This window comes from Clostridium sp. ETTB3, from assembly GCF_053571985.1.
The window spans coordinates 2,039,763-2,064,770 of the sequence record NZ_CP199832.1; the positions used below are offsets into that span (position 1 = coordinate 2,039,763).

The window sequence follows — 25,008 nt, forward strand, 5'->3', positions numbered from 1 at the left end:
ATACTATAATATAAACTAATTTAATTAAAGGAGAAGATTATGTCTTTACTAAATATAAATGATAATATTGCTATTGTTGCTTGTTCTAATGGACAGCCATTATTAAATAAACCTCAAATTGAACTTCTTATTAAAACATTGAAAGATTTAGGGCTAAATCCTATTTTAAGTGAATATATTTATTCATTTAATCTACCATTTAATGGCTCGTCAAAAGATAAAGGAAAAGCTTTTATGGATTTATATAAAAATCCTAAAATAAAAGCCATATTTGATATTTCTGGCGGTGATTTAGCAAATGAAGTTTTAGATTACTTAGATTATGAATTTATAGCTAAAAATCCTAAGCCTATATTTGGCTATAGTGATTTAACTACTGTTTTAAATAGTGTTTATTCCCAAACTAATAATCCTGTCTATCTTTATCAAATAAGAAATCTTATTTATTCTGATAGCAAAAATCAATTAACTAACTTTAGTAATAGTTTACTTACTGATACAAATGATTTATTTAATTTTTCTTATAAATTTATTCAAGGTGAAAGTTTAAGTGGAATAACTGTAGGTGGTAATATTCGTTGCCTTTTAAAATTAGCTGGAACAAAATATATGCCTGACTTTACAGATAAAATTTTATTTTTAGAAAGTATGGGCGGAGAAGCTGCTCTTATGTCAGCTTTTTTTAATCAATTGAAGCAAATGGGTGTATTTAGCAAAGTTCGTGGCATTTTATTAGGTACATTTACTAAAATGCAAGAAAACAACATTTCCCCTACTATTGAAGAATTATTAGTAAAAGTAATAGATAATCCTAATTTACCTATTGCTAAAACTGAAGATATAGGTCATGGTAGTACCTCTAAATGTTTAATAATTGGTAAAAATATTATACTTAACTAAATTTAAAGGAGCTGTTGCACTAAATAATTAGTACATAGCTCCTTTTTAACTAAAAAAAACAAGTATAGACTTTTAGAAAAATTTTTTTTATTTCCAACAACAGAAAACATAGTAGATAATACTGGTTCTATTAATATTCCTACAAAAGTTAATATTGGAATTGATAAATTTTTGCCCGAACTAAAAAATACAAAATAACTGGATAAATAGTTATTAAAAAACATATATTAGTTATAAATAAATATATAATTTTACTTATTAATAAACAAATCCCATTATCGCATGCATCTCTATAATCACCCATAATTAAACTTCCCCTTAATTTAATAATACAGTTTAACTTCCTATTAATTTTAAATTATACTAAATTAAAACTCTAATTTATACATTAATTATTTAATATAAAATGTATTAATAATTAGTGATTTTACTTATAAAATAAAACTAAGCTATACCTAGTAAATTTTCCTTAACTAGGAATAGCTTAGACTTTTATAAATTATTTATTCTTTATATTTAAATAAAAATTAGTTTCTGTTACTTTAACATATGGTGATACCCACAAACTAGCAATTCCGAATGTTAATGCTACAATTATCCACCATCCAATGAAAGATAATTCTAAACAAAATAAATCCCACTTATAACCTTTCATCATTTCAACACTTTCACTTAAGCATTGATTAATGGATTTGCTGTTATCCTCAGCTAAAATATAATAAGCTTGTGAAAACATAAGTGATATAATTATTCCTGGAATTATAAAAAGTATATATCCTATTGCTATAGATAAATAAATTATTATGTTTAATCCTAATGTCTTTAAATAAATATTAAATTGAGAAAATAATGTTTTAAACTTTGGTTCTTGCCCTTTAGTAGCTATATCCAATAAAAATTTACAAAGTCCTGTTGAAATAACACCCCCAAGAAATAAAGCTATCAAATTGCATGATATACCTATTTCAGCCATATCAAAATATTCACTAACCTTGTATAATGCGCCTGAGTCAATTAATATAGTTGCAACTAATACTGTTCCAACTGCAACAGCCCAGTACCCCCTTAATTGTTCCCTTGCATTTACCTTTAATTCCCCTGTACTCATTTCTCTTCCCTCCTTCTTTTATTTATATATGATTTTAAAAAAATTTATTCTTTATCATACTCATAAATATAATAATTGCATTCTTTCATACCTATATTTTTATATGTTTTTTTAGCTATTGTATTTTCTTTTTCTACATATAACCTTATTCCACAAATATTATTATCATTATCTGCAATATCTCTTATAAATTTATATAATGCTTTAAATACTCCCATTCCTCTAAATTCCTTATTAACATAAACACTTTGAATCCATAAGAATGTCCCATTTCTCCAATCACTCCATTCAAATGTATACATAATTTGTCCAACTACTTCACCATTAATTTCACATACATGATATATCCCCTTATTTTCATCCTTTATTATTGCTTCTACCCCCTTTGTTAAAATATTCATATCTAATATTTTATTTTCAGTTTCATACGCTAAATTATAATTATATCTTGCTATTACATCTATATCCTTGTTTAATGCTTTTCTTATATTCATCTTATTCTCCTCTTTCATTAATATTATTTTACTAAGTTAACTTTTTCTAATATTATATAATATAATAACTATTAATACAAAAAACTTATAAGTTATATGTATTTATTCACCATTTAACTTATAAGTTTTTTGTAAATATATTTAATATTTTAAATCTACTTCATTTTTTTAATAGATTTTTTCATAGTATCCACTGCATCTTTAAATTTACTTTTAGCTTCATCTCCTAAATCTTCAATTTCACTCATTACATTACTTATTTCATCTGCAACTTCTTGAGATAATCTTCCTTGTTTAATTTTTTTATTAATTCTTTTAATTTTATTTTCAAGTTTTTCAAATGCCATATAAAGCCCTCCAATGTATAAATAATTCTAAAATTATTTTCTCCATTTTTAAACTTTAAATACATAAATTAATTTGATAACATTTATAAAAATGTACTATATAATTATAAGTTAACTTCATAATAAAATCATTTTTAATATAATTTTTGTAATTCTATTCTATTAGTAATTACTCTTTTATCCATGTAATTATATATTTATAATGCTTTGGAATTTGACTTATATGTGGATTTACTATTTTAAATTCTCCTTTAATTCCCTTTTCCTTGCAAGTTAAATCAAAATGACACATTGCAATTCCTATATCTATATTTTTTATATTATATAAATTTTTTTCTTCCTCTTTATCATTAGAAATAAAAAAATGAAAATTTTCTCCTTGCTTCACTATTCTCCATGGTTGCTTATTTAATGCTGACGGTGCTAATCTTACATTTTCTAAAACATCCTTAAATTCATCTAAAGTAGTATGTTCTGTTAGTGGACAAGTAAAATCTCTAAAGAAGAATATTTCATTCCATGGTTTTCTATAATTACAATGTGAAACCTTTTTCATTGTCTTTTCTAAAAAACTTTTATTTTCGCTCTCATATCCTATTGGTGATATTATAGGTAAAATTTCTTCCTGATTAACTTCCATAGCTTTAGCAAATTGCCCTTTTTTAAATGTTCCTCCAATCCAACAAGTTCCTAATCCTAATGATGTAGCATATAGTATTAATTCCTCCATTTTATACCCTAACTCTATTAAACTTTCATCATCATTATTTATTTTTACTGCTATGAATTTACTTGCTCCCTTTATTACTCCATATGTTCCTAATCTTGCACCATTAATATGTTCATTTGAATCAAGTATCTTAAATATTACACTTTTATTAAATACTCCATTTAATTTTTCAATATATTTATTTAACTTTTCTATTGTTTCATTAGAAACTTCATCTGTTTTATAGGTTCTAACAGATTTTCTTCTTTTTATTATTTCATTTATAGATTCATTATATATAAATTTATTATTCACATACTTCTCCCCCTTTTAATGCTTCTTATAAAAATTTACATATAAATAATATTAATCTTTATTCTTATTTTTATTCATTTATTTTTCATATTAGTGAACTACTCTCCACTTATAGAAGTGGGAGCTTCTTGGTCAATATACCTAACGGTACAAGTTTACCCAAGCTTACAAGGTAGTTCCTACCTCAAGATAATACCAAAATTATATTACTAATTTTAGTAAGTTTTTACTTGCATTTATATCTCTATCGTGTTTTGTACCACATTCTGGACAAGTCCACACTCTCAATGCTAAGTTTTTTACATCAATATTCTTATAACCACATTCTGAACATAGTTGGCTACTAGCATAATTAGTTGTAGCAACTACGATAGTTCTTCCGCACCAATCTGCTTTATACTCTAACATTGTTCTAAATTCATACCAACTAACTTCACTAATTGCTTTTGATAACTTGTTATTTTTAAGCATATTTTTTACTCTCAAATCTTCTATAGCTATAGATTGGTTTTCTCTTATTAGCTTAGTAGATAATTTGTGTAAAAAATCTTTACGTTGATTAGTTATCTTCTCATGTAATTTAGCAACCTTCAATCTTGCTTTGTATCTATTGTTACTTCCCTTTTGTTTTCTTGACAAATCCTTTTGTAGTTTAATTAATCTCTTTTCTGACTTTCTTAGATATTTTGGATTTGCTACCCTGTACCCATCACTACATATTGCAAACTCTTTAAGTCCAACATCTACACCTATTTTCTTATCAACTTTAGGTAATGTTTTATTTTCAGTATCCACTAATATAGATATAAAATATTTATTACTTGGAGTTTTAGATACTGTGCAACTTTTTATAGTCCCAGTAAATTCTCTATGATATTTTATTTTTATCATAGTTTTTAGTTTTGGTATTTTTACATGATTATTTTCAATATATACAGTTCCTTTTTGATTATTAGTAGTATAACTATAGTAATTAGTTTTCTTAGACTTGAACTTAGGAAAACCTATAGACTTATCTCTAAAAAAATTTTTATAAGCTTTTTCTAAGTGTAAATGATAATATAACAATGAACAGAAAATGGAAAATAAAAATGTACAAAAATGATCATTAGTTATATCCTATTTATGGGAGGGATACTAATGATTATGAATTTACAAGGTCAATTAACTATATTAAAATCTATGAATATTAAACCTAACTTTTCAGAGTTAGCTAGAGAATATGATTTAGATCGAAGAACTGTGAAGAAATATTATGAGGGATATGAAGGTAAATCAAAAACTAGAAATAAAAGTAGTAGATTGGATCAATATTATATTGAAATAAAGGAAAAGCTTGCCATAAATGGCGTTACGATAAATGGAGTATATCAATATTTTAAAGATAAATATGGTGATATAGGAACTTATTCAAATTTTAATAAATATGTAAAACTTAAAAACCTGAAACCAAAGAAAGCCATAAGAGGACATGCTAGATTCGAAACACCGCCTGGCAAGCAAGCCCAAGTTGATTGGAAGGAAGATATTAAGTTAACTTCAAAATATGGTGAAGTTTTTATTTTCAATGTATTTTCTTATAAGTTAGGAAATTCAAGATTCTGTTGTTTTACTTATAAAAAAAATAAAACACAACAAGATGTATTTGAAAGCCTAATAGAATCTTTTAAAATGACAGGAGGTGTTCCTAAGGAAATTTTATTTGACAATATGAAAACAGTTGTTGATATAACTAAAGATGGAAGAAAAATAAATAGCAAGCTAAAAGCTTTTGCGGATGACTTTGGATTTAAAATTACATTGTGTAAACCAAGGCATTCTTATACCAAAGGAAAAGTAGAATCTGCAAATAAATTTGTAGAATGGATATTACCTTATGATGGAGAATTTGAAAATGAATCAGACATCATTGAACTGCTTCAAAGAATAAATTCTAAGGTTAATCAAGCACCAAACCAAGCAACTAACATTCCACCTATATTATTATTTCAAAAAGAAAAGGAGTATCTACTTCCCTTACCAAGTAATCATATCATAGAATCCTATATGAACTACGACCGTCAAACCAAAGTTCATAAGGATTCACTAATAACTTATAAAGGAAGTAAATACTCTGTACCACCTAAATATATAGGTAAATCTGTAACTCTTAGAAGAATAGATAAAGAATTACAAATATATTTTAACACAGATTTAATTTCAACACATCAATTAAGTGATAATAAGATTAATTATAATGAGTGTGATTATAAAGAAATTTTAGGATCAGTGTTAAAAAATAAGAGTACGGATGATATAGAATCGCTAGCGGAAGCTAATTTAAAACAGTTTGATGCTTTTTTATAATTAAATAGGAGGATAATATGAATAACTATGTTAAATTACTAAATAATCTTGAGGAGTTAGGATTGCTTAATATCAAAGCTAGTATTGATAAATATATAGATCTAATTAACTCTGGAAATAAAAGTATTGTTGATGCTCTTTATGAGTTAAGTAATTTAGAAATTAATGCAAAATCTGATAGAGCTATGCAGGCATGTGTAAAAGTTGCTAACTTTCCATTTTTAAAGGAAGTTACAGATTTTGATTTTGATTTTCAACCTGCAATAAATAAGCAGCAGATACTTGATTTAATGACTTTAAGATTTATAGAAAATAAAGAAAATATATTATTTGTAGGATCATCCGGCGTGGGTAAAACCCACCTGGCGACCTCTATTGGAATAGAATGTGCTAAGCATCGATATTCAACATATTTTATATCTTTTCAGGATTTAATTTCTCAATTAAAGAAAGCTTTATCTGAAAATAGATTAGATATAAGACTTCGTCATTTTTGTAAATATAAGATTTTAATAATAGATGAAATAGGATATTTACCTATAGATATTGATGCAGCAAATCTTTTCTTTCAATTAATATCTAAAAGATATGAAAAACATTGTACAATAATAACTACTAATACTAATTTTTCTAAATGGTCTGATATTTTTGGAAATTCTGTTATCGCAAATGCGATATTAGATAGACTTTTACATCACTCTCATATTATATCTGTAAAAGGACCTTCTTATAGAACTAAATCAAAATTAGAACATTTAGAAAGCTCTTTGACTAAGATGTAAATTCTAATTATTGTACATAATTATTTTCCACTTTTTATACAAAAATATATTGACATTTACATTCTAAGTTTTGTTGAGCATTAGCTAACGCTAACGAGTCAACTTCTTTTAGCCATTCAAATTCTTTTTTATATTGTGCAGGTGTATTTTTTAACATTTCGCCAGTTTCTTTATAATACTCAATTTTATCAGCTAACATTTTATTATATATAAATCTAGTACACCCAAATGTTTTAACTAAATATTCTCTTTGTTCTAAATTAGGATATAATCTATATTTATAAGCTTTAAGCATTATTTTACCCCTTGATTCTCAATGTATTTTCTTACCACTTCAATAGGTGCTCCACCAGTAGTTAATTACTATTGATTACAACATACTACTCTTGTTGACTATCGTCAAGTGCTATCCATCTCCCACTTATAGAAGATGGGAGAATTTCGCACATTAAGGTTAAAATTCATTGTTTATTTTTACAATAATATTGATTATTTTTTTAATTTTATATCTTAGTATTATATTAATAGTTTTATTTTTTTACAATAAAGTAATATAATAAAATTAAATAAAAGAAATATTACAAGGAGATAAAATAAATGAATTTAAGCAGAAATAATCACTGCTGGTGCGGCAGTAATAAAAAATATAAAAATTGTCACTTAGCCTTTGACGAAAAAATACATTCATATAAGTTAAAAGGTCATATTGTTCCTCCAAGAAGTATTATAAAAACTCCAGAACAAATAGAAAAAATTAAGGAAAGTGCAGCTATAAATACTGCAGTTTTAGATTTAGTAAGTAGTAAAATTAAGGCTGGAATGTCTACTGAAGAAATTAACACTATAGTTCATGATTTTACAATATCTCAAGGTGCTATACCTGCTCCATTAAATTTTCAAGGCTACCCAAAAAGTGTTTGTACTTCTTTAAATGATGAAGTATGCCATGGAATACCTAGTGAAGATGTTATTTTAGAAGATGGTGATATAATAAATGTAGATGTTTCTACTATATATAATGGCTATTTTTCTGATGCTTCTAGAATGTTTAAAATTGGAACAGTTCATCCTGATTTAGAAAAACTAGTTAGAGTTGCAAAGGAATGCTTAGATAAAGGTTTAGAATCAGCAAAGCCTTGGGGCTTCCTAGGAGATATTGCTGAAGCTGTTCAAACTCATGCTGAATCAAATGGATATTCTGTAGTTAGAGAATTCGGCGGTCATGGTATAGGTTTAGAATTCCATGAAACACCATTTGTTTCACATGTAGGTAAAAAAAATACTGGAATGTTATTAGTTCCTGGAATGGTATTTACTATTGAACCTATGATAAATATGGGTAAACCAGATATCTTCATAGATTCTGATGATGGTTGGACTACTTTAACTGAAGATGGATATCCTTCAGCACAATGGGAATATACAGTCTTAGTTACAGAAAATGGTGTTGAAATTTTAACACACTAAAAAAGTACACTTTCAAGTGTACTTTTTTATATATTCAATTTAAACTCCATATACATTCTTTTATTATTATAATATTTTTACATTAAATATTTTAATAATTTATCATTTATAACCTTTATATTTTAATTTATTTTATTATTTTATTAAAACTTATTTTTTCTCTTTTAATTTTAATAAATATACTATAAAATTAATACTTGCAAGAAATATTTCAATATTTATACATCCTGAAAGGAGACATTCATAGTGGATATAAGTCTAACAAAAGAAAAATTAAAAAATATTTATGGGAAAGTAAGCCCATTTGAATTTAAAGATAAATTACTACAATTAGCTTATTTAAATAATAATAAAATCTTAGATGCTGGTAGAGGTAATCCTAACTGGACAGCTGCAACACCTAGACAAGCCTTTTTTACATTTGGCCAATTTGCTGTTTTAGAAACTCAACGCTCTTTAAATATTGGTGATTTAGCTGGAATGGTTCAAAAAGATGGTATAGCTAAAAGATTATTAGATTACATAAAATCTAATCCATCATTACCTGGTATTAACTTAATAAATAAAATTTATGAATACGGTGTTAATACTCTTGGTTTTAATGAAGATGAATGGGTTTTTGAGCTAACTGATGGAATTATAGGAGATAATTACCCAGTTCCTGATAGAATGCTAGTACATATTGAAAAAATCACAAACAAATATTTACTAAAAGAATTATGTGGTGATACAGAATTTGAAGGTAATTTTGATGTATTTGGAGTAGAAGGTGGAACAGCTGCAATGTGTTATATCTTTGATTCTCTTGAAAAAAATCATCTTTTAAATAAAGATGATAAAATAGCACTTATGACACCAATATTCACTCCTTATTTAGAAATACCTCATTTACCGCATTATAATTTTGATGTAATTAATATACACGCTAATGAAGTAGATGAAAATGGACTTCCTACTTATCAATATACTGAAGAGGACCTAAATAAATTAAAAGATACAAACATTAAAGCTGTTTTTATAGTAAACCCAAATAATCCTGCTTCTGTTGCTTTAAATGATACTTGCATGAGTACATTAAAAAATATAGTAGAAAACCATAATCCTAACTTAATGATTGTCACTGATGATGTTTATTGTACATTTGTAAATAACTTCAAATCTGTAATTAGTTACTTACCTTACAATACTATTGGTGTTTATTCATTATCAAAATATTTTGGAGTAACAGGTTGGAGACTTGGTGCAATATTATTAAATGAAAATAATATTTATAATAAACTTATAAGCGAACTTCCAGAAGTTCATAAGGAAAACTTAAATAAACGTTACTGTCATTTATCTTACACTCCAGAAAGCTTATCTTTCATTGATAGAATTGTTGCTGATAGTAGACAAGTTGCCTTAAATCATACTGCTGGTCTTTCAACTCCTCAACAAGTACAAATGGCATTTTTCTGTGGATTTGCTTTAACTGATGAAAAAGATAATTACAAAAACTTAACTAAAGAAATTTGTAGAAGACGTAAATCATTATTATGTGAAGGATTAGAACTTACTGTATTCAATGATCCTCATTATGCTTCTTACTATACAGAAATAAATATGTTAGATTGGGCTAAAATTGAATGTGGAGAGGACTTTTCTAAGTTTATAGAAAAAAACTATACTCCTTTTGATATACTTTATAATTTAGCTAATGATCATTCTATCATATTATTAAATGGAGATGGATTTGCATCTTGTAGATGGGGATTAAGAGTATCACTTGCCAACTTAAATGACGAAAGTTACATTGAAATAGGTAAAATTTTAAGAGCTACATTTAACGATTTAAAACTTAAATGGGAAGCTTCAAAATAATAAATAATATATTAGCGTAGTATTTGATTTTTATCTTATACTACGCTTTTTTTACACTACTTATCCTTTAATTTTAACCATTTTGTAACCTTATCACTAAAAAGAATTCCATTTAAATGGTCTATTTCATGACAAAAACATTTTGCCATTTCCCCTCTTCCTGTTAAAGTTATTTCTTTTCCATTTTCATCCAAAGCCTTTATAATAACTTTTTTAGGTCTAAGTGTATTCCCATACTTATTAGGAATACTTAAGCATCCTTCTACACATTCTTGAATTCCCTTTTCCTCTATTATTTCAGGATTTATTAACTTAATTACTCCATTTCCCATATCTATTACTACAAGTCTTTGTACTATTCCAACTTGTGGAGCTGCAATTGCTGCTCCATCCTTTGTATTATGAAGTGTATCTAACATATCATCTAATAGCATTCTTATATGATCATTTACTTCTTCTACCCTTTTACACTTTTTCCTTAAGATATCATCACCTTCATATCTTATTTGTCTTATTGCCAATTTTTCCACCTCAAACTTTATTTATTCATTATATATTACTCATCTTTAATATAAATATGAAAATAAAACATCAGTTGCTGATTCAAAGATTATTCCAAAATTCTGTCATATTTTATCGCCTTTTAAATCTTAATTTAAAGTAGACTTCTCTTTTATCTTTTAAAAGTTATCGCCCCTACTTGCTTCCTAGTCAACAATATCTCCCTTTGTTCTATATTTATAAATTATATTATAATAAAATATAAATCTTCTTTTCTATTATAATTCTATTCTCTATTAATTTGTGCCATAATATAACTATAATATAGTTTTTATGGAGATGATTTCATTATGAATACCCAAATAAGTAAATTAACTAAAATACTTAAAGATAGTAATAATATAGTTTTCTTTGGAGGAGCTGGCGTAAGTACTGAAAGTAATATACCAGACTTTAGAAGTGCTAATGGCTTATGGAGTGAAAAATTAAAAATAAATCTTACTCCTGAACAACTTGTTTCACATACAATGTATATGAGATATCCTGAAGAATTTTTTAAATTTTATAAAGAAAAATTAATATATCCAGATGCTAAACCTAATGCTGCCCACATAGCTTTAGCTAAACTTGAAAAAATGGGTAAAGTTAAAGCTGTAGTCACTCAAAACATTGATGGCTTACATCAAGCTGCTGGTTCTAAAAATGTTTATGAACTTCATGGATCTGTTCTTAGAAATTATTGCATGAAATGTCATGCTTTTTATGATGAAAAATTTATTTTAGAATCTGAAGGAATACCTACTTGCCCTAAGTGTGGCGGTAAAGTTAAACCTGATGTAATTCTTTATGAAGAAGGATTAGATGATTCTACTATTAGAGGTGCAGTAAATGCTATAGCTAATGCAGATACATTAATTATAGGAGGAACTTCCTTAGTTGTTTATCCTGCTGCTGGACTTATCGATTATTTTAGAGGTAAAAATATTGTTTTAATTAATAAGAGTTCAACTTCTGCTGATAATAAAGCAAACCTTGTTATTCATGATGCTATTGGTAAAGTTTTAGCACAAGCTGTTAATGAACTATAAAGTTCTGTAAAAAACTTTATAAGAGCCTGTAAATATATATTTTCACTTATAAATAAAGAAGCAATAGGTTCTAATAATTTAAATTGGAATCTATTGCTTCTTTATTTATATTATTGTGTAGAATTTTCTGAAGAATTTTCTATTTTATCAGATTTTTCTTCTTCTCTGCACTTACATTTATTTTTGTTTTCTTCTTTGGATTCATCCTTTTTTGATTCATTTTTACACTTAGTTTCTTCTTTTTTCTTTTCCTCTTTCTTATTATCCTTGTATTTTTTATCTTCTTTTTCTTTCTTTTTCTTTTCTTCTTTTTCTTTCTTCTTGCAAGGATTTGAAGAAGTTTCTTCTATATCATCTTGAGAAGTTTTTTTGCACTTATCTTCAGAAGATTTTTCTTCTGCTTCTTCAGAAGTTTCCTTAGATTTCTTTTGTTCTTTTTCTTCTGCAGATGATTCTATTTTTGAGTTGTTACTAGGTTCACTTGCAATAGTTTGAGCATAAGTAACGCCTTCAACCATCATTAATGCAGAACAAATCAATAATGATATAACTTTTTTCTTCATAAATTTTTCCTCCAATATTGTCTTTAGTTTCTTATAATTACTCCTAAGTATTTCAGATTTAGTATTACCATATTAAAAGAAAAATATAATTTGTCCATATGAATTCTACTTTATTAACTAAGATGTAAATAAAGACTTCCTAACCATAACCTTCTGAAATTTGTATAAAATTGAAAAAATATTATCATCATAAACTAATATTTCTAAACTTGTTCCTGAAATCATAGTTGGTATCTTAACTTCAAATTTTCCATTTTTATCAGCTTGTGCTGTTCCTACTGTTCCTTTTTGAGATACAACTATTATATTACTATTAGGAACTGTTTTTCCCTTTATATTATCACTTGATGTTGTAATTTTATTAACTTTTAAAGATGCATAATCTTCATAATCCGAAATTACTTGAGTTGCCATCATAGCATGTCCTGCTTTACTTGAATAAATCTTAAATTGATTGTTTTCAATTTGAAAATTCAACTTTTCATCACTATTTAAAATATTATAACAATCAATAACTTTATAATTATATTTATTATAATATTTTGTAATTACTTCATTTATAGATTTTATCCTTTCATTAAAATATTCATAAATACTTCCTTTTTTATTTATTGGATTATACACTGTATTAACATAAATTTCTGCATTTGGTGATAAATTTTTTATATTATCTATTATATTTGGAAAATCTTTTTCAAATTTTTCAATTTCCTTTGCAACTTCTAAATTAATTTCTTCACCATTTAAATATTTTCCTATAATTAAATCAAATGTTGTTTCATCATAATTTTTTAAAGATTCAATATTTAAATCAAGCTCATTACATAATTTTTGAATTACAGTATTTAATACATTATTAACTCCAATTGAAAGAACAATTAAATCTGCATTCTTTATTTCATTTTTTTTTAAGTTTATTAAATTTAACAAATCTGAAGATGTCATTGATTTTTCACTTAAATTCCTATAATTTAAATTTGAATTTATAGCTTTAAAAAAATCTTTTATTAATGTTACATAAGATACTTCATAACAATTTTCAGATTCAAATGAAACATCATCACCAAGTACTATATATTTATTAATTATTTTATTTGTATTTGTTGCTTTAATTCCAATTAAAGTTGGAATAATTAAAATCATTATTATCATAGTTACTACAGATATCACTTTAAATTTAGCTATTTTCATTTATAAACCCATCCCTTCATAAAAAACCCCATATATTTATTATATATCTTTTTGCCTAAAATTATAGTTTTTTTAGGTAATTTTTTCCAAAACTTTCCTTCATATTTTTCCCTTTTAATTTAGAATATTTAAATATTCTACATAATTATAAATTAAAAATAATTTACCCTATAATAAAAAAGATTATAAAAGCTAATAAAATTAACCTTTATAACCTTTTTATCTTACATATATTTTTCTAAATCTTCTGCTCTTTCGTAGGAGCTTTTAATTATTTCTTTTGGATATCCAATAAAATCTAATAATTTAATTGCATTACGGGTTTTAGATATACCCTTTTTTAATTTATAATCAAATTTTAGTCCTGCATTATCTACCTTTTCGCTAAAATAAAAGAATTCATAATTATCTTTAAGTATTTCTGTAAGTTCTCTATCATGAGTTGCCACTATAGATATACTTTTCTTACTATTTATATATTTAAGAATTTCTGCTGATGCTGAAATTCTTTCAATTGGATTTGTTCCTCTAAATATCTCATCAATAGGACAAAATACAGGTATATTTAATTCTAATGCTTTAATAATTCTTAATAATGCTTCTGCTTCAGCCATATAAAAACTTTTTCCTACCATAACATCATCACTTGGACTTATAGATGACACTATATTAAAAAAACATGATTCGTATTTTTTAGCTAGTGTAAAATTAAATGTTTGAGCAAATATCATATTTAACCCTATCATTCTTAAAAAAGTAGATTTTCCTGACATATTTGTTCCTGTTAAAACAATACCTCTTTTATTAAATTTAATTGAATTTGGAACAGCATCTTTTACTAATGGATGAATACCATCTACTATATCAATATTAATCTTGTCTATAAATATTGGTTTTGTATATTTTCCTTTTATTTCTTCCTTATAAGAAGCAATAGAAATATAGCTTTCAATTTCTCCTAATAAATAATATAAGTCTAAAATTTCTTCTTTCTTTTCTTCTAACAATGCTGCTACCTTATAAAAAGATGTTTCTTCTAATAAAAATGGTATAGTAAATACTTCAAAAACTCCTCCTCCCATATTAGCTAAATGTATAGAAACTGTCGCTTTATCAATAGCTTTCAATTCTTTTAATAATTTTTCTATTTCATCACAATAATTTTTTATTTTAGGATTATTTATTTTTTTAATCTTTTTAGCAGCTACTATTAGATTTCTTAAATACAATAAGCCTTGAGATTTGACATTTTTTCTTTCCTTATCGTTAATAAATACATTAATCCATAATAAGCAAAATGTTGCAAGTAATAAATATGGCTGTTTAAGTAATATAGATAGTACTATTGTTCCTATCATTAATATTCTTCCAAAAAATAAATATAAGTAATATTTATTTTTGTTAACTTCTAGAGTTTCCATTATCATATCAAAAAAAGTATTTTTCTTATCATATCCAAGCTTAAAATAAATCATTTGAAGTTTTGTTCTTAAATCACTATCATTTCTTAACTCTTCAATAATTTGATCTCTTTTCTCTAAACTTTTCTTATCATGCAATGGATTTCTAAGCATTTTATATAATATTGCTTCTCCTGCACTACTATATGTTCTATCTAACTTTTTAAATATCTCATCCATATTAAAATCATTCCATGTTTGATCATCTATTGTATAATCATCATGTTCTTCCATATCAAAATATGTTCTTATATATTTAAAATTTCTTTTCTTTTTTCTTTCTTCTCCAAAATCTTGTTTCATCATATCATATAATCCTAATATATAATCCATTAAATTGCTCATTTTACACCTCTTTTTCTTCTTAAACTAAATATTTTTATTAAATAATAAGCTTATTTTTATTATACTTAATAATTATAAAAATAAAAATAAACATCTATAAGATTTTAAATCTTAAAGACGTTTATTTTTATTTTTAAAAAACTTAAATATATAAAATATGTTTACCAAAAATATAAATGCATTAATTACTCCTACTGGATAAGCTTTTACTGAAAATCCATAAATTACAAATAAAACACATCCAATAGAATTTATAATTCTAAGTTTCAATATATCAGTCATTAATAATGATATTGCAATCATTATTGAGGCTGCATATCCAACCCATTCAATAAATGGTATTTCAATCATAAAAACACTTCTCCTTTATTTAATTATTGTTCTTTTCTATAAATTAATAATAAAAGATATTTATTCAATTAAAATTCTCTTAATATTCTCTTAAGATAATTACAAAATTCCCTATTTAAGTATATAATGTATTTTATACTATAAATACAAAAAAATTCTTTTTTTATTTTAGAAGGGAGTAATCATTTTATAATGAAAATTAAAATTAACTTTAATAATATATTTAAATATTTACTGGTTATTTTATATCCATTAATGATATCTATTTTATTAGAATATAATATTTGTCAAAACTTTTATGGTACAATAAAGTTTTTAACAAGTAAACCCAATATATTATTGTTTAATATACTAATATCTACAATACTATTTTTACTTATTATTCTTATATTTAAAAAAGCTTATATTTCTATGTCTATCCACGGTGGAATATTTTATATTTTATCTTGTGTAGAATACTTTAAATATAAAACAAGTGGAAGTCATTTAGTTATAAGTGATTTATTAATGACTAAAAATTTAAGTGATGTTGGAAAATTTGCATCTTTAAAAATTACTTATCCACTAGTTCTGAATTTTATAATTTTAATTTTATATATATTTTTAACATCTAAATATAATTTAATACTTGATTTTTCATTAAAGAAAAGAATATATTTTAGTACTATTATAACTTTCATAATTACAATAATACTAACAACTTCTATTTCTGCAAAAGTATTTTCTGTTTTTGAAATTAAAACTACTGTTGCAACTAATATTTTAGAAAGTAATGAACAATTTAGTGATATAGGTTTTTTACCATATTTAACAAAAACAACGTCAGAAAACTTAACTGATATAATTAATCCTCCAGAAGATTATAGTTATAATTCTATTAATGACTTATTATCTTCTGAAAGTAATGATTTTGCTTCAACTGAATCTGATGATAATAAACCTAATGTTATATTTATAATGTCTGAATCATTTAGCGATTTTAGAGTATTTAATTCTCTTAATATAAGTGATGATATTTATTCTGGTTTTGATGAGGTTGCTAAAGAAGGATTTATGGGACACTGTATTGTACCAACCTTTGGAGGATATACTACTCGTACTGAATTCGAGTTATTAACAGGTCTTCCAACCTATGCAATAAATACACCTTCTGTACCCCAAAACTTATTAAAAAAACAATATATAATTGATAGTTTTCCTAGATATTTTAAAAACTTAGGTTATTCTACAACTTATATACATCCTTTTAGTAAAACTTTTTATGATAGAGAAACACTTTATCCTGAATATAGTTTTGATAACTTATATTTTGATGATAATATGACAGTAAAAAGCAATAATTTTAGAAGATATATTTCAGATGAATCTGTTTTTAATCAAATAAAATCAACACTTCAATCAAATAATGGCCCAAATTATATATTTACTACTACAATGCAAAATCATCAGCCTTATTATGAAAAAACTTCTGAGGATTCAGATCAACTAACATATTATTTAAATGGAATTAAGGAAACTAGTAATCAACTAAGAGAATTTACTAATTGGCTTAAGAATTTTGATAAAGAAGTTATTCTTGTATTTGTTGGAGATCATTTTCCATTCTTTACACCAGATGATGATGTTTATGGCAAATTAGGTGTTTCCGATTCTAATTCTAATTTAATATATACTCAAAAATATATTATTTGGAACAATTATGATTCAAGTATTTTAAATATAGAAGATAAAACTATTTCTGCTTTTTATATTCCTTATGTATTAACTGATATTATTAATTCTAAGGATACTAAATTTACTAGTGCAATGAAAAGTATTATGAATGATTATCCTCTTTATTCACCTAGTATTCAAAGCTCTAAAAATAGAAATGATAAACTTGATTTAATAACTTATGATAGAGTTATTGGCAAAAACTATAGTAATGAAATAGAAACTAATACTAATTAATATACTATATACATAAAAAGTACCTAAGTATTTTATAAAAACTTAGGTACTTTTTATATAAAAACTATAAAATTAATTTTTTCTTTGCTTTATTTATTATTTTTTCAACTATTGGATCAAATAATTCAGCAACTTCTTCTTCCTCTTCTATTAATTCTATATTTCCATAATTAGTTATTGCCCTATGCATAGGTAATTCTCCTAAAAGTTCAACATTCATATCCTTTAAGAATTTTTCCGTATTTTCACCATTAAATAATTTTATCACTTTATTACAATCTGGACACTTAATATAACTCATATTTTCTATAACTCCAAATACATCAATATTCATCTTTCTAGCCATATTAATTGATTTAGAAACAATCATAGAAATCATATCTTGTGGAATAGAAACCATTACTACACCTTTTATTGGAATAGTTTGCATAACTGTTAGTGGAACATCTCCTGTTCCTGGTGGCATATCAATTATTAAGTAATCTAATTCTCCCCAGTACACTCCTGTCCAGAATTGTTTTACCACATTTACTATGGCAGGACCTCTCCAAATTACAGCTTCATCTTCATTTTCCACAACAAGATTTAAAGACATTACTTTAATTCCTTCACTACTTTCTACAGGAAAAATTAAATTTTCTGTCCCAACAGCTCTTTCTTCTTCTATATTAAGTAATCTTGGAATACTTGGTCCTGTTATATCCGCATCTAATACTCCAACCCTATATCCTCTTTGAACAAGTTGCCTAGCAATCATTACGGACATAGTAGATTTACCTACGCCTCCCTTTCCACTCATTACCGCTATAATATTCTTAATTTTATTATCTTGAATATTATTTAAATTACTTGATTCTTTATTTGAGCATGAATCACAATTTGACATATAATTTCACCTCTTTTTATATGATTTTATTTATCCTAAGTTTAGTCTCATTATTTTTATTTGTCAAATATCCCTTAACTATATAGAAAAAGCCTAAAAATATATTCATTAATATTTTTAAGCCTTTTTACTTATATTTTTTTATTTATTGTAGATTTATTATTAGTACTTTTTATATTACCTTTAAATTTATATTTTATTTTATCTCTTATTTCATATGGAATATTTAATATTATTTCTATATTTTCACTTTTAATTTTATTTACTATAAAAATTACCATTTCGCATAATATTATAGCTCCAATTGCATCCATAACAAAATGTTGCTTTACAAAAATAGTGGAAAGTATTATAAGTATACCTACCCCTTCTGTATAATAAAAATTTTTCTTGCCACTTTTATATTTTGTATATCTCATTATAAAGTAAGTTGTTAATACATGTAATGAAGGAAAACAATTTACTGGTTTGTCTACAGAATAAATAATATTAACTAAAAAATTAAATATATTATTGTTATTTATAATAGGTCTATCTATTTGAGTTGGATAAACATAATATATTATATAACATATACTCATACCTATAAAAAAAGATAAAAATACTCTCATATAATCTTTTCTTGACTTTATTAAAATAGTAATGAAACCAACAATTACATATATATACCAATACATATATGGAATTATAAAAATAGAATTAAACTTTATAATTCCATCCAGTTCACCTGTAATATCATGTGTATTTTTAGCAAGCATACTAGATATATAATAATTAACATTTATTATTGGTATAAATATAAACCATATTAAATCTAATACTTTTATTTCTACTTTATTGTTTATTTTTATTGTATTTAAATTAAATTCCATCTCTCCTTAACCTCTTTGTATATTTTTCTCATTTTGACTCTTATTACCATAATACTATTTAAATAACTTTATTTCTATATAAAAATAAAAAATAACCAAAATAAAATTGGTTATTTTTTAACTTATAATTTAATAATTTTCTATAAAAAGCTCAAAATATCCTTGTAGATGTAAACAAGCTGGACATACTTTAGGAGCTTCCTTTCCTTCATAAATATATCCACAATTATTACATTTCCAAAAAACAGTTTCATCTTTTTTAAATAATGTATCATTTTCCATATTATTTAATAACCTTCTATATCTTCTTTCATGCCTTGCTTCTATCTTTGCAATTTTTTCATAAGCCATTGCAATTTTATTGAACCCTTCTTTTTTTGCAATTTGTGCAAATTGTGGATAATCCTTTGTCCATTCAGCATTTTCTCCATCTGCAGCTTTCATAAGGTTATTTTTTGTTTCTTCATGTAAAGCAACAGGATAAGATGCTTTAATTTCTATTTCTTCATCATTATATTCACTTTTTAAAAATTTTAAAAATATTTTTGCATGTTCCTTTTCTTGCTCTGCAGTTTCCATAAATATATTTGCTATTTGAATATATCCTTCCTTTTTAGCAATACTTGAATAATACGTATATCTGGTTCTTGCTTGACACTCACCAGCAAATGACTTCATTAAATTTTCAGCTGTTTTACTTCCTTTTAGCATATTTTCTACCTCCATTCATTAAATTTTATTCTGTTAAATTCAAATTATTACCCATATTTTAAAATTGACTTTTCTCATATTTTGATTTTTTATAATCTTAAAATAAAAAAATCCATCCTATTAATATTTTAATTATTAATAAAATGGATCAATCCTATTAATATTTATTAAATTTAACTATTTAACAATCTGAACATTTCAGCTACTGATTGTTTTATATTTTCCGGTAAATTTTGTAAAGCAATTTTTCTTTTTCTTTCATCTTGAATTTGAGCTATTCTCATTACTTGCTGTTGTAATCCTGGTGTTCTATTAAATTCTGCTACTAATTTATTAAATTTTTGTGCAAAATTAGGATCTTGTTTCATTTTTCTATCAATTTTCATAATTAATTCATATGGATTCATTTAATATTAATCTCCTTGGATTCCTTATAATTTCATAATATTCCATTTATTATTATATGTTCATAAGAAAATTCTATATATTGCTTTACTTTCTCTAACTCTTGTATAAATTACTATTATTATTGGACAAAATAATATATAAATTTAATTTAATGAGATTTTTTTTACATGCATATTTCAAGAAAATATTTTAGTTTAATTAATAAAATTATAGTTTTTATATTTATTCTTTTTATATTTAATAATACATCTTTTAATTATTATAGTGAAATTGCTTCAAATTCCAATGAAAAAGTTGCTTATTTAACATTTGATGATGGTCCTAGTAAAAATACCCCTTTAATTTTTGATATTTTAAAAGAAAATGATATTAATATAACATTTTTTATAATTTCGCCATATATAGAAGAACATATTAATATTGTCAAAAAAGCCTTTACTGAAGGAAATAATATTCCAGCTTCAACACTTGCTCAAAACATTTGTAAAGAAATTAAAGATAAATATGGTAATTATAAAACTTATGTTGTCCCCTTCATATAGGAAATAATTTGCAAAATTAAAGATAAATACGGTAATTATAAAACCCCAGCCATTATCTTAATGCATGATTGTATGACTAAAACTACTACAGTTGAAGCATTATCTGAAATAATTAAGTTTTTAAAAAATGAGAGTTATGCTTTTAAAGCACTTAAATAATTTTTAAACTAAATAAAAATAGCAGGATACAATTAAACCTAATTATAACCTGTTATTTTTATTTATTAATATCTTATTCCTGCTGCTACAACATTTTCCTTGTTTCTTGATGAACATGGAGTTACCCCATATGTCATTTCACAATGAGGACATTTATCAATTATAGTTTTCATTGTAAATATGTTTCCACAACTACAATCTATTTCATGTTGTATCATTAAAGGTAAATCTGCTTTTCCTTTACTTCTTACTAAATTAACTACAGCTTTTCCATCTCTTTTATCCATATTTGTACATCCACAACTCATATTATTTCCTCCTAGATATAATTTCACATTTATATTATATATATAACTATTATCATAATCAGTAACATTGGTTACATTCATAATAATATTTAAAGCTTATTATTTTTTGATAACATATTATATAAAATAAATTTTAATTTTAGACACACATTGCTATCTTATTAGAATATATTATAGTATATTGCGATACACTTAGGAGGATAAATTCATGAGCGGAAGAATAGGAAATTGTATTTTTAAGACAGGTTGCAATGAACAAATAGATGCAGTTGTTAGATTACCAAAAGAAAATAGAAGCTGTATATTTGGTACAGTACTTGATGAATGTGGATTACCTGTAGTAGATGCAGTAGTAGAATTACTTCAAGTTAAAAATAAATGTGATTATCCAATTCCATTAACTTATACTTTTACTGATGATAATGGACAATTTTTACTTGGCCCTTTATGCCCAAATACAACTTATATGCTAAAAATTTATAAAGACAATGCTCAAATTATTCGTAAATGCTTAAAAGTTAATTGCTTTAAGGGCTCTTGTTTAAATGCTGCTACTGTTGATAACGATAGTGAATCTAATGGCTGTGGATGTTAAATTTGATACAATTTATAATTTTATACAAAAGATAAAATAAATGGGGCTGTCGCACTAAAACTTTTATACACAATATATTGCTTTAAAAAATAAAAATTAACACAATATATTGTAGTATTTATTCTTAATGCGACATCCCCTTTTAGTTTATTATAAATTATTATCTGCTGCTATTTTATCAACTATAACTTTTCTTTCCTCTCCTATAGCTGCTATTAATTTAGTTGGCATAAATCCATTTTTATAAATTCTATCATCATTTGCTTTTATCATTGCTACAACTGTAGTTTCTAATTTTTCATATGATAGTAAATCTTCTAAATATAAATCAATTACATCCTTTAATTTTGTTGCTAATTCTTTTGGATTTCTGTATACAGCTCTCATATGTTACTCCTTACTATTAAATATGTTTAATTTTTATTTTTCCACGTTAGTATTATATATTAACTAAATATTATTTACTAGATATTTTATTTTGTTACCAAACTCTATAAAATCTTTTCTATTCTTATAATTCTATTCCTATTCTTGATGGAATTCCTTCTCTAAAAGGATGCTTTATACATTTCATTTCAGTAACATAGTTTGCAATTTCTATAAGTTCTTCTTTGGGATCCCTTCCTGTCATAACAACTTCTAAAGTATCAGGCTTATTTTTCAAGAAATTTACAACCTCTTCTAATTCAATAAACCCATTATTTATAGTTGCTATTATTTCATCTAATATTAATAAGTCATATTCATTTTTTTTAATAATTTCAACTATTTCCCTAAATCTAGATGTATGTTCCTTTTTAGCGTCTTTCTTTTCCTCATCATTCATATTCCATATAAATTTATTTACCGGCTTTCCTGGTAAAAAAGTTACATAGTCTTTTAATTTATCTAAAGATACTAATTCTCCACTTTTTCCACTCTTTAGAAACTGAGTTATAAAAACTTTTTTTTCTCTACCTGCTGCTCTAATTGCTAATCCCATAGCTGCAGTAGTTTTTCCTTTTCCATCTCCACAATATATATGTATAAGTCCCTTTTTCATAATATTCACCTCTTTATTAGTTTGTAATTTGTAGTTAGTATTTTATAGTTAAGTTATAAATTCACCTTGTACTGAATTTAAGAAAATATATTTTCAGAAGCTCCCCAATGAGTTTCATCCTTAACTACTAACTTCTAACTACTAACTATTAACTCCTAACTACTTTAAAGTACATCTGAAAATAGTCTTGATAAAGATTCCTTAATTTTAACTATTCTGCTTCTGTTTTGATATTTTTCTAGTGTTAATTCTTCACACATTTTCATGTCATTTTCAAATTCATATTTTTGTTCTTTTGCTATTTTTTCAGAATATATAAATGAACTAACTTCAAAGTTTAATTCAAAACTTCTTGTATCCATATTTGCTGTTCCTATTGAACATACCTCATCATCTATAACAACAGTCTTAGCATGTAAAAATGCATTTTTATCATAATGAAATACTCTTATTCCTTCTTTTATTAAATCTCCTGCATAAACTAAATTAGCCCAATATACAAAAGGATGATCTCCCTTACCTGGAATCATTATTTTTACATCTACTCCTGAAGCTGCCGCTAATTTTAGACTATCAGAAATACTATTATCAATAATTAAATATGGTGATTGTATGTATAAATATTTCTTTGCTTTTTGTATCATTTTTAAATATGCCATTTTTATTTCATATTTATCACTTAAATTAGGCCCACTTGATACAATTTGCATTCCAACATTATTGCTATTAGAGTTTTCTTCATTAGCTTCAAATATTTCTTCTAACGAAACTTCTTCTTTTGTTGCATATCTCCAGTCTGCTAAAAACCTTAAATTTAAATCATTAACAGCACTTCCTGTAAATTTTATATGTGTATCTCTCCAATATCCAAACTTACTATCTTTTCCTAGATACTCATCTCCAACATTAAATCCTCCAACAAAACCAACATTATTGTCTATTACAACAATCTTTCTATGATTTCTAAAATTCATATTTATATTAATAAATTTTAACCAAGAAGGGAAAAATTCACCTACTTTTCCTCCCTCATTAATTAATTTATTTAATACATTTCTATTTAATGATCTGCTTCCAACTGAATCATATAATAATCTAACTTCTACCCCTTCCTTAGCCTTTTCTTCTAAGACATTTAATATTTTAGTTCCTATATCATCATTTTTAAATATATAAAATTCTATATTTATACTTTTTTTTGCTTTTTTAAGACTTTCTAATAATTCATTAAAAAATAGCTTCCCATCAGAATACATACTTACATTATTATCATTTCTATAGGGAGAATAATCCATAGCCTCAAGTGCTAATATCATATCTTTATTTTTTTCATATAAACTTTCTTTATTATATTTATTTTTTTCTTCATTCTTGTTTAGATAACTTTTAAAAGTATTTAATTCTGCATTTTTAAATCCAAACATATTAGCATTATTCATTTTTCGTCCAATAAGAATAAATACAATAAACCCAACATATGGTGCTAAATATAAAATTAAAATCCAAGCTATAATACTATTTGTGGACCTTTTTTCTTTAAATATCATAAAGGCCATTGTTAGTAAATTAACTACATGAATTAAAACAGTAAATACCTTAAACATCATAATTATTCATCTCCTTGCTATATTTTTTAATTATAAATATATTTATTACTAATTATATTATGAGTGAATTTAAATTTCTATATTAATGTAAATTTAATTGT

27 protein-coding genes and 1 pseudogene are annotated in these 25,008 nt (G+C 24.7%); 9 read left to right on the forward strand and 19 right to left on the reverse strand.

Annotated features, from left to right (window positions below; translation table 11 throughout):
* Window positions 1-39: 39 nt before the first annotated feature.
* Window positions 40-900, forward strand: a complete 861-nt coding sequence (locus ACUN06_RS10015) for a S66 family peptidase (protein WP_449389728.1) — start codon at window positions 40-42, stop codon at window positions 898-900.
* A gap of 499 nt (window positions 901-1,399) precedes the next feature.
* Here the strand turns inward: ACUN06_RS10015 and ACUN06_RS10020 are convergent, their stop codons facing one another.
* The 5 genes from ACUN06_RS10020 to ACUN06_RS10040 form a co-directional block, all read right to left on the reverse strand.
* Window positions 1,400-2,008: a DUF975 family protein gene (locus ACUN06_RS10020; RefSeq protein WP_291734780.1), complete on the reverse strand. Its 609-nt coding sequence runs from the start codon at window positions 2,006-2,008 to the stop codon at window positions 1,400-1,402.
* Window positions 2,009-2,052: 44 nt separating this feature from the next.
* Window positions 2,053-2,502 (reverse strand): GNAT family N-acetyltransferase, encoded by a 450-nt coding sequence (locus tag ACUN06_RS10025; protein ID WP_291734781.1) that lies wholly within the window; start codon window positions 2,500-2,502, stop codon window positions 2,053-2,055.
* A 155-nt stretch (window positions 2,503-2,657) separates the two neighbouring features.
* On the reverse strand, window positions 2,658-2,849 hold the full coding sequence (locus ACUN06_RS10030; protein ID WP_294125647.1) for a hypothetical protein: 192 nt from the start codon (window positions 2,847-2,849) through the stop codon (window positions 2,658-2,660).
* 169 nt (window positions 2,850-3,018) lie between these two features.
* Window positions 3,019-3,873 (reverse strand): nitroreductase family protein, encoded by an 855-nt coding sequence (locus tag ACUN06_RS10035; protein ID WP_291734784.1) that lies wholly within the window; start codon window positions 3,871-3,873, stop codon window positions 3,019-3,021.
* A 201-nt stretch (window positions 3,874-4,074) separates the two neighbouring features.
* Window positions 4,075-4,941, reverse strand: coding sequence for an RNA-guided endonuclease TnpB family protein (locus tag ACUN06_RS10040; protein ID WP_449389729.1), 867 nt, complete (start codon window positions 4,939-4,941; stop codon window positions 4,075-4,077).
* Between the two features lie 75 nt (window positions 4,942-5,016).
* Between ACUN06_RS10040 and istA the strand changes: the two genes are divergently transcribed.
* On the forward strand, window positions 5,017-6,219 hold the full coding sequence (istA, locus tag ACUN06_RS10045) for an IS21 family transposase (protein WP_370778846.1): 1,203 nt from the start codon (window positions 5,017-5,019) through the stop codon (window positions 6,217-6,219).
* Window positions 6,220-6,236: 17 nt separating this feature from the next.
* Complete coding sequence (gene istB, locus ACUN06_RS10050) at window positions 6,237-7,001, forward strand: IS21-like element helper ATPase IstB (RefSeq protein ID WP_148325070.1); 765 nt, start codon at window positions 6,237-6,239, stop codon at window positions 6,999-7,001.
* 61 nt (window positions 7,002-7,062) lie between these two features.
* On the opposite strand, the pseudogene ACUN06_RS10055 reads toward istB, so the two are convergent.
* Window positions 7,063-7,296: pseudogene (locus tag ACUN06_RS10055) on the reverse strand (helix-turn-helix domain-containing protein); the annotation flags it as partial.
* Between the two features lie 302 nt (window positions 7,297-7,598).
* Between ACUN06_RS10055 and ACUN06_RS10060 the strand changes: the two are divergent.
* Window positions 7,599-8,468, forward strand: a complete 870-nt coding sequence (locus ACUN06_RS10060) for a methionyl aminopeptidase (protein ID WP_449389730.1) — start codon at window positions 7,599-7,601, stop codon at window positions 8,466-8,468.
* Window positions 8,469-8,711: 243 nt separating this feature from the next.
* A complete protein-coding gene (gene aspD / locus ACUN06_RS10065) occupies window positions 8,712-10,328 on the forward strand; it encodes an aspartate 4-decarboxylase (protein ID WP_291734642.1) in 1,617 nt (538 codons plus the stop codon).
* Window positions 10,329-10,384: 56 nt separating this feature from the next.
* Here the strand turns inward: aspD and def are convergent, their stop codons facing one another.
* A complete protein-coding gene (gene def / locus ACUN06_RS10070; RefSeq protein WP_449389731.1) occupies window positions 10,385-10,849 on the reverse strand; it encodes a peptide deformylase in 465 nt (154 codons plus the stop codon).
* A gap of 330 nt (window positions 10,850-11,179) precedes the next feature.
* Between def and ACUN06_RS10075 the strand changes: the two genes are divergently transcribed.
* The gene (locus tag ACUN06_RS10075; RefSeq protein ID WP_302538419.1) at window positions 11,180-11,917 is read left to right on the forward strand and encodes an NAD-dependent protein deacylase; all 738 of its coding nucleotides are present in this window, start codon (window positions 11,180-11,182) and stop codon (window positions 11,915-11,917) included.
* Window positions 11,918-12,027: 110 nt separating this feature from the next.
* On the opposite strand, the gene ACUN06_RS10080 is transcribed toward ACUN06_RS10075, so the two are convergent.
* The 4 genes from ACUN06_RS10080 to ACUN06_RS10095 all read right to left on the reverse strand — a co-directional run bounded on the left by ACUN06_RS10080 (window position 12,028) and on the right by ACUN06_RS10095 (window position 15,827).
* Complete coding sequence (locus tag ACUN06_RS10080; protein WP_302739498.1) at window positions 12,028-12,480, reverse strand: hypothetical protein; 453 nt, start codon at window positions 12,478-12,480, stop codon at window positions 12,028-12,030.
* Between the two features lie 117 nt (window positions 12,481-12,597).
* The gene (locus ACUN06_RS10085; protein WP_291734636.1) at window positions 12,598-13,671 is read right to left on the reverse strand and encodes a GDSL-type esterase/lipase family protein; all 1,074 of its coding nucleotides are present in this window, start codon (window positions 13,669-13,671) and stop codon (window positions 12,598-12,600) included.
* Between the two features lie 224 nt (window positions 13,672-13,895).
* Window positions 13,896-15,476 carry a MutS-related protein gene (locus ACUN06_RS10090; RefSeq protein ID WP_440250725.1) on the reverse strand — a complete coding sequence of 527 codons (1,581 nt, stop codon included), beginning with the start codon at window positions 15,474-15,476 and terminating at the stop codon, window positions 13,896-13,898.
* A gap of 111 nt (window positions 15,477-15,587) precedes the next feature.
* The gene (locus ACUN06_RS10095; protein ID WP_291734637.1) at window positions 15,588-15,827 is read right to left on the reverse strand and encodes a YgjV family protein; all 240 of its coding nucleotides are present in this window, start codon (window positions 15,825-15,827) and stop codon (window positions 15,588-15,590) included.
* Between the two features lie 192 nt (window positions 15,828-16,019).
* On the opposite strand from ACUN06_RS10095, the gene ACUN06_RS10100 reads away from it, so the two are divergent.
* Window positions 16,020-17,777, forward strand: coding sequence for an LTA synthase family protein (locus tag ACUN06_RS10100; RefSeq protein ID WP_291734639.1), 1,758 nt, complete (start codon window positions 16,020-16,022; stop codon window positions 17,775-17,777).
* A gap of 64 nt (window positions 17,778-17,841) precedes the next feature.
* Here the strand turns inward: ACUN06_RS10100 and ACUN06_RS10105 are convergent, their stop codons facing one another.
* The 4 genes from ACUN06_RS10105 to ACUN06_RS10120 form a co-directional block, all read right to left on the reverse strand.
* Window positions 17,842-18,663 (reverse strand): Mrp/NBP35 family ATP-binding protein, encoded by an 822-nt coding sequence (locus ACUN06_RS10105; protein WP_291736453.1) that lies wholly within the window; start codon window positions 18,661-18,663, stop codon window positions 17,842-17,844.
* 131 nt (window positions 18,664-18,794) lie between these two features.
* Window positions 18,795-19,535 (reverse strand): phosphatase PAP2 family protein, encoded by a 741-nt coding sequence (locus ACUN06_RS10110; protein WP_331893081.1) that lies wholly within the window; start codon window positions 19,533-19,535, stop codon window positions 18,795-18,797.
* A gap of 129 nt (window positions 19,536-19,664) precedes the next feature.
* On the reverse strand, window positions 19,665-20,246 hold the full coding sequence (rbr, locus tag ACUN06_RS10115) for a rubrerythrin (protein WP_291736450.1): 582 nt from the start codon (window positions 20,244-20,246) through the stop codon (window positions 19,665-19,667).
* A 173-nt stretch (window positions 20,247-20,419) separates the two neighbouring features.
* Window positions 20,420-20,653, reverse strand: a complete 234-nt coding sequence (locus ACUN06_RS10120) for a hypothetical protein (protein ID WP_291735851.1) — start codon at window positions 20,651-20,653, stop codon at window positions 20,420-20,422.
* Between the two features lie 168 nt (window positions 20,654-20,821).
* Between ACUN06_RS10120 and ACUN06_RS10125 the strand changes: the two genes are divergently transcribed.
* On the forward strand, window positions 20,822-21,196 hold the full coding sequence (locus ACUN06_RS10125) for a polysaccharide deacetylase family protein (protein WP_449389732.1): 375 nt from the start codon (window positions 20,822-20,824) through the stop codon (window positions 21,194-21,196).
* Between the two features lie 224 nt (window positions 21,197-21,420).
* Here ACUN06_RS10125 and ACUN06_RS10130 read toward each other — a convergent pair whose 3' ends face one another.
* Window positions 21,421-21,663 carry a hypothetical protein gene (locus tag ACUN06_RS10130; RefSeq protein WP_291735856.1) on the reverse strand — a complete coding sequence of 81 codons (243 nt, stop codon included), beginning with the start codon at window positions 21,661-21,663 and terminating at the stop codon, window positions 21,421-21,423.
* 208 nt (window positions 21,664-21,871) lie between these two features.
* On the opposite strand from ACUN06_RS10130, the gene ACUN06_RS10135 reads away from it, so the two are divergent.
* Window positions 21,872-22,258, forward strand: a complete 387-nt coding sequence (locus ACUN06_RS10135) for a carboxypeptidase-like regulatory domain-containing protein (protein ID WP_291735857.1) — start codon at window positions 21,872-21,874, stop codon at window positions 22,256-22,258.
* Window positions 22,259-22,408: 150 nt separating this feature from the next.
* Here ACUN06_RS10135 and ACUN06_RS10140 read toward each other — a convergent pair whose 3' ends face one another.
* The 3 genes from ACUN06_RS10140 to cls form a co-directional block, all read right to left on the reverse strand.
* Complete coding sequence (locus tag ACUN06_RS10140) at window positions 22,409-22,645, reverse strand: TIGR04540 family protein (RefSeq protein WP_291735859.1); 237 nt, start codon at window positions 22,643-22,645, stop codon at window positions 22,409-22,411.
* A gap of 124 nt (window positions 22,646-22,769) precedes the next feature.
* The gene (locus tag ACUN06_RS10145) at window positions 22,770-23,300 is read right to left on the reverse strand and encodes a cob(I)yrinic acid a,c-diamide adenosyltransferase (protein ID WP_291735861.1); all 531 of its coding nucleotides are present in this window, start codon (window positions 23,298-23,300) and stop codon (window positions 22,770-22,772) included.
* Window positions 23,301-23,464: 164 nt separating this feature from the next.
* A complete protein-coding gene (gene cls, locus ACUN06_RS10150; protein WP_294161606.1) occupies window positions 23,465-24,907 on the reverse strand; it encodes a cardiolipin synthase in 1,443 nt (480 codons plus the stop codon).
* Window positions 24,908-25,008 lie beyond the last annotated feature (101 nt).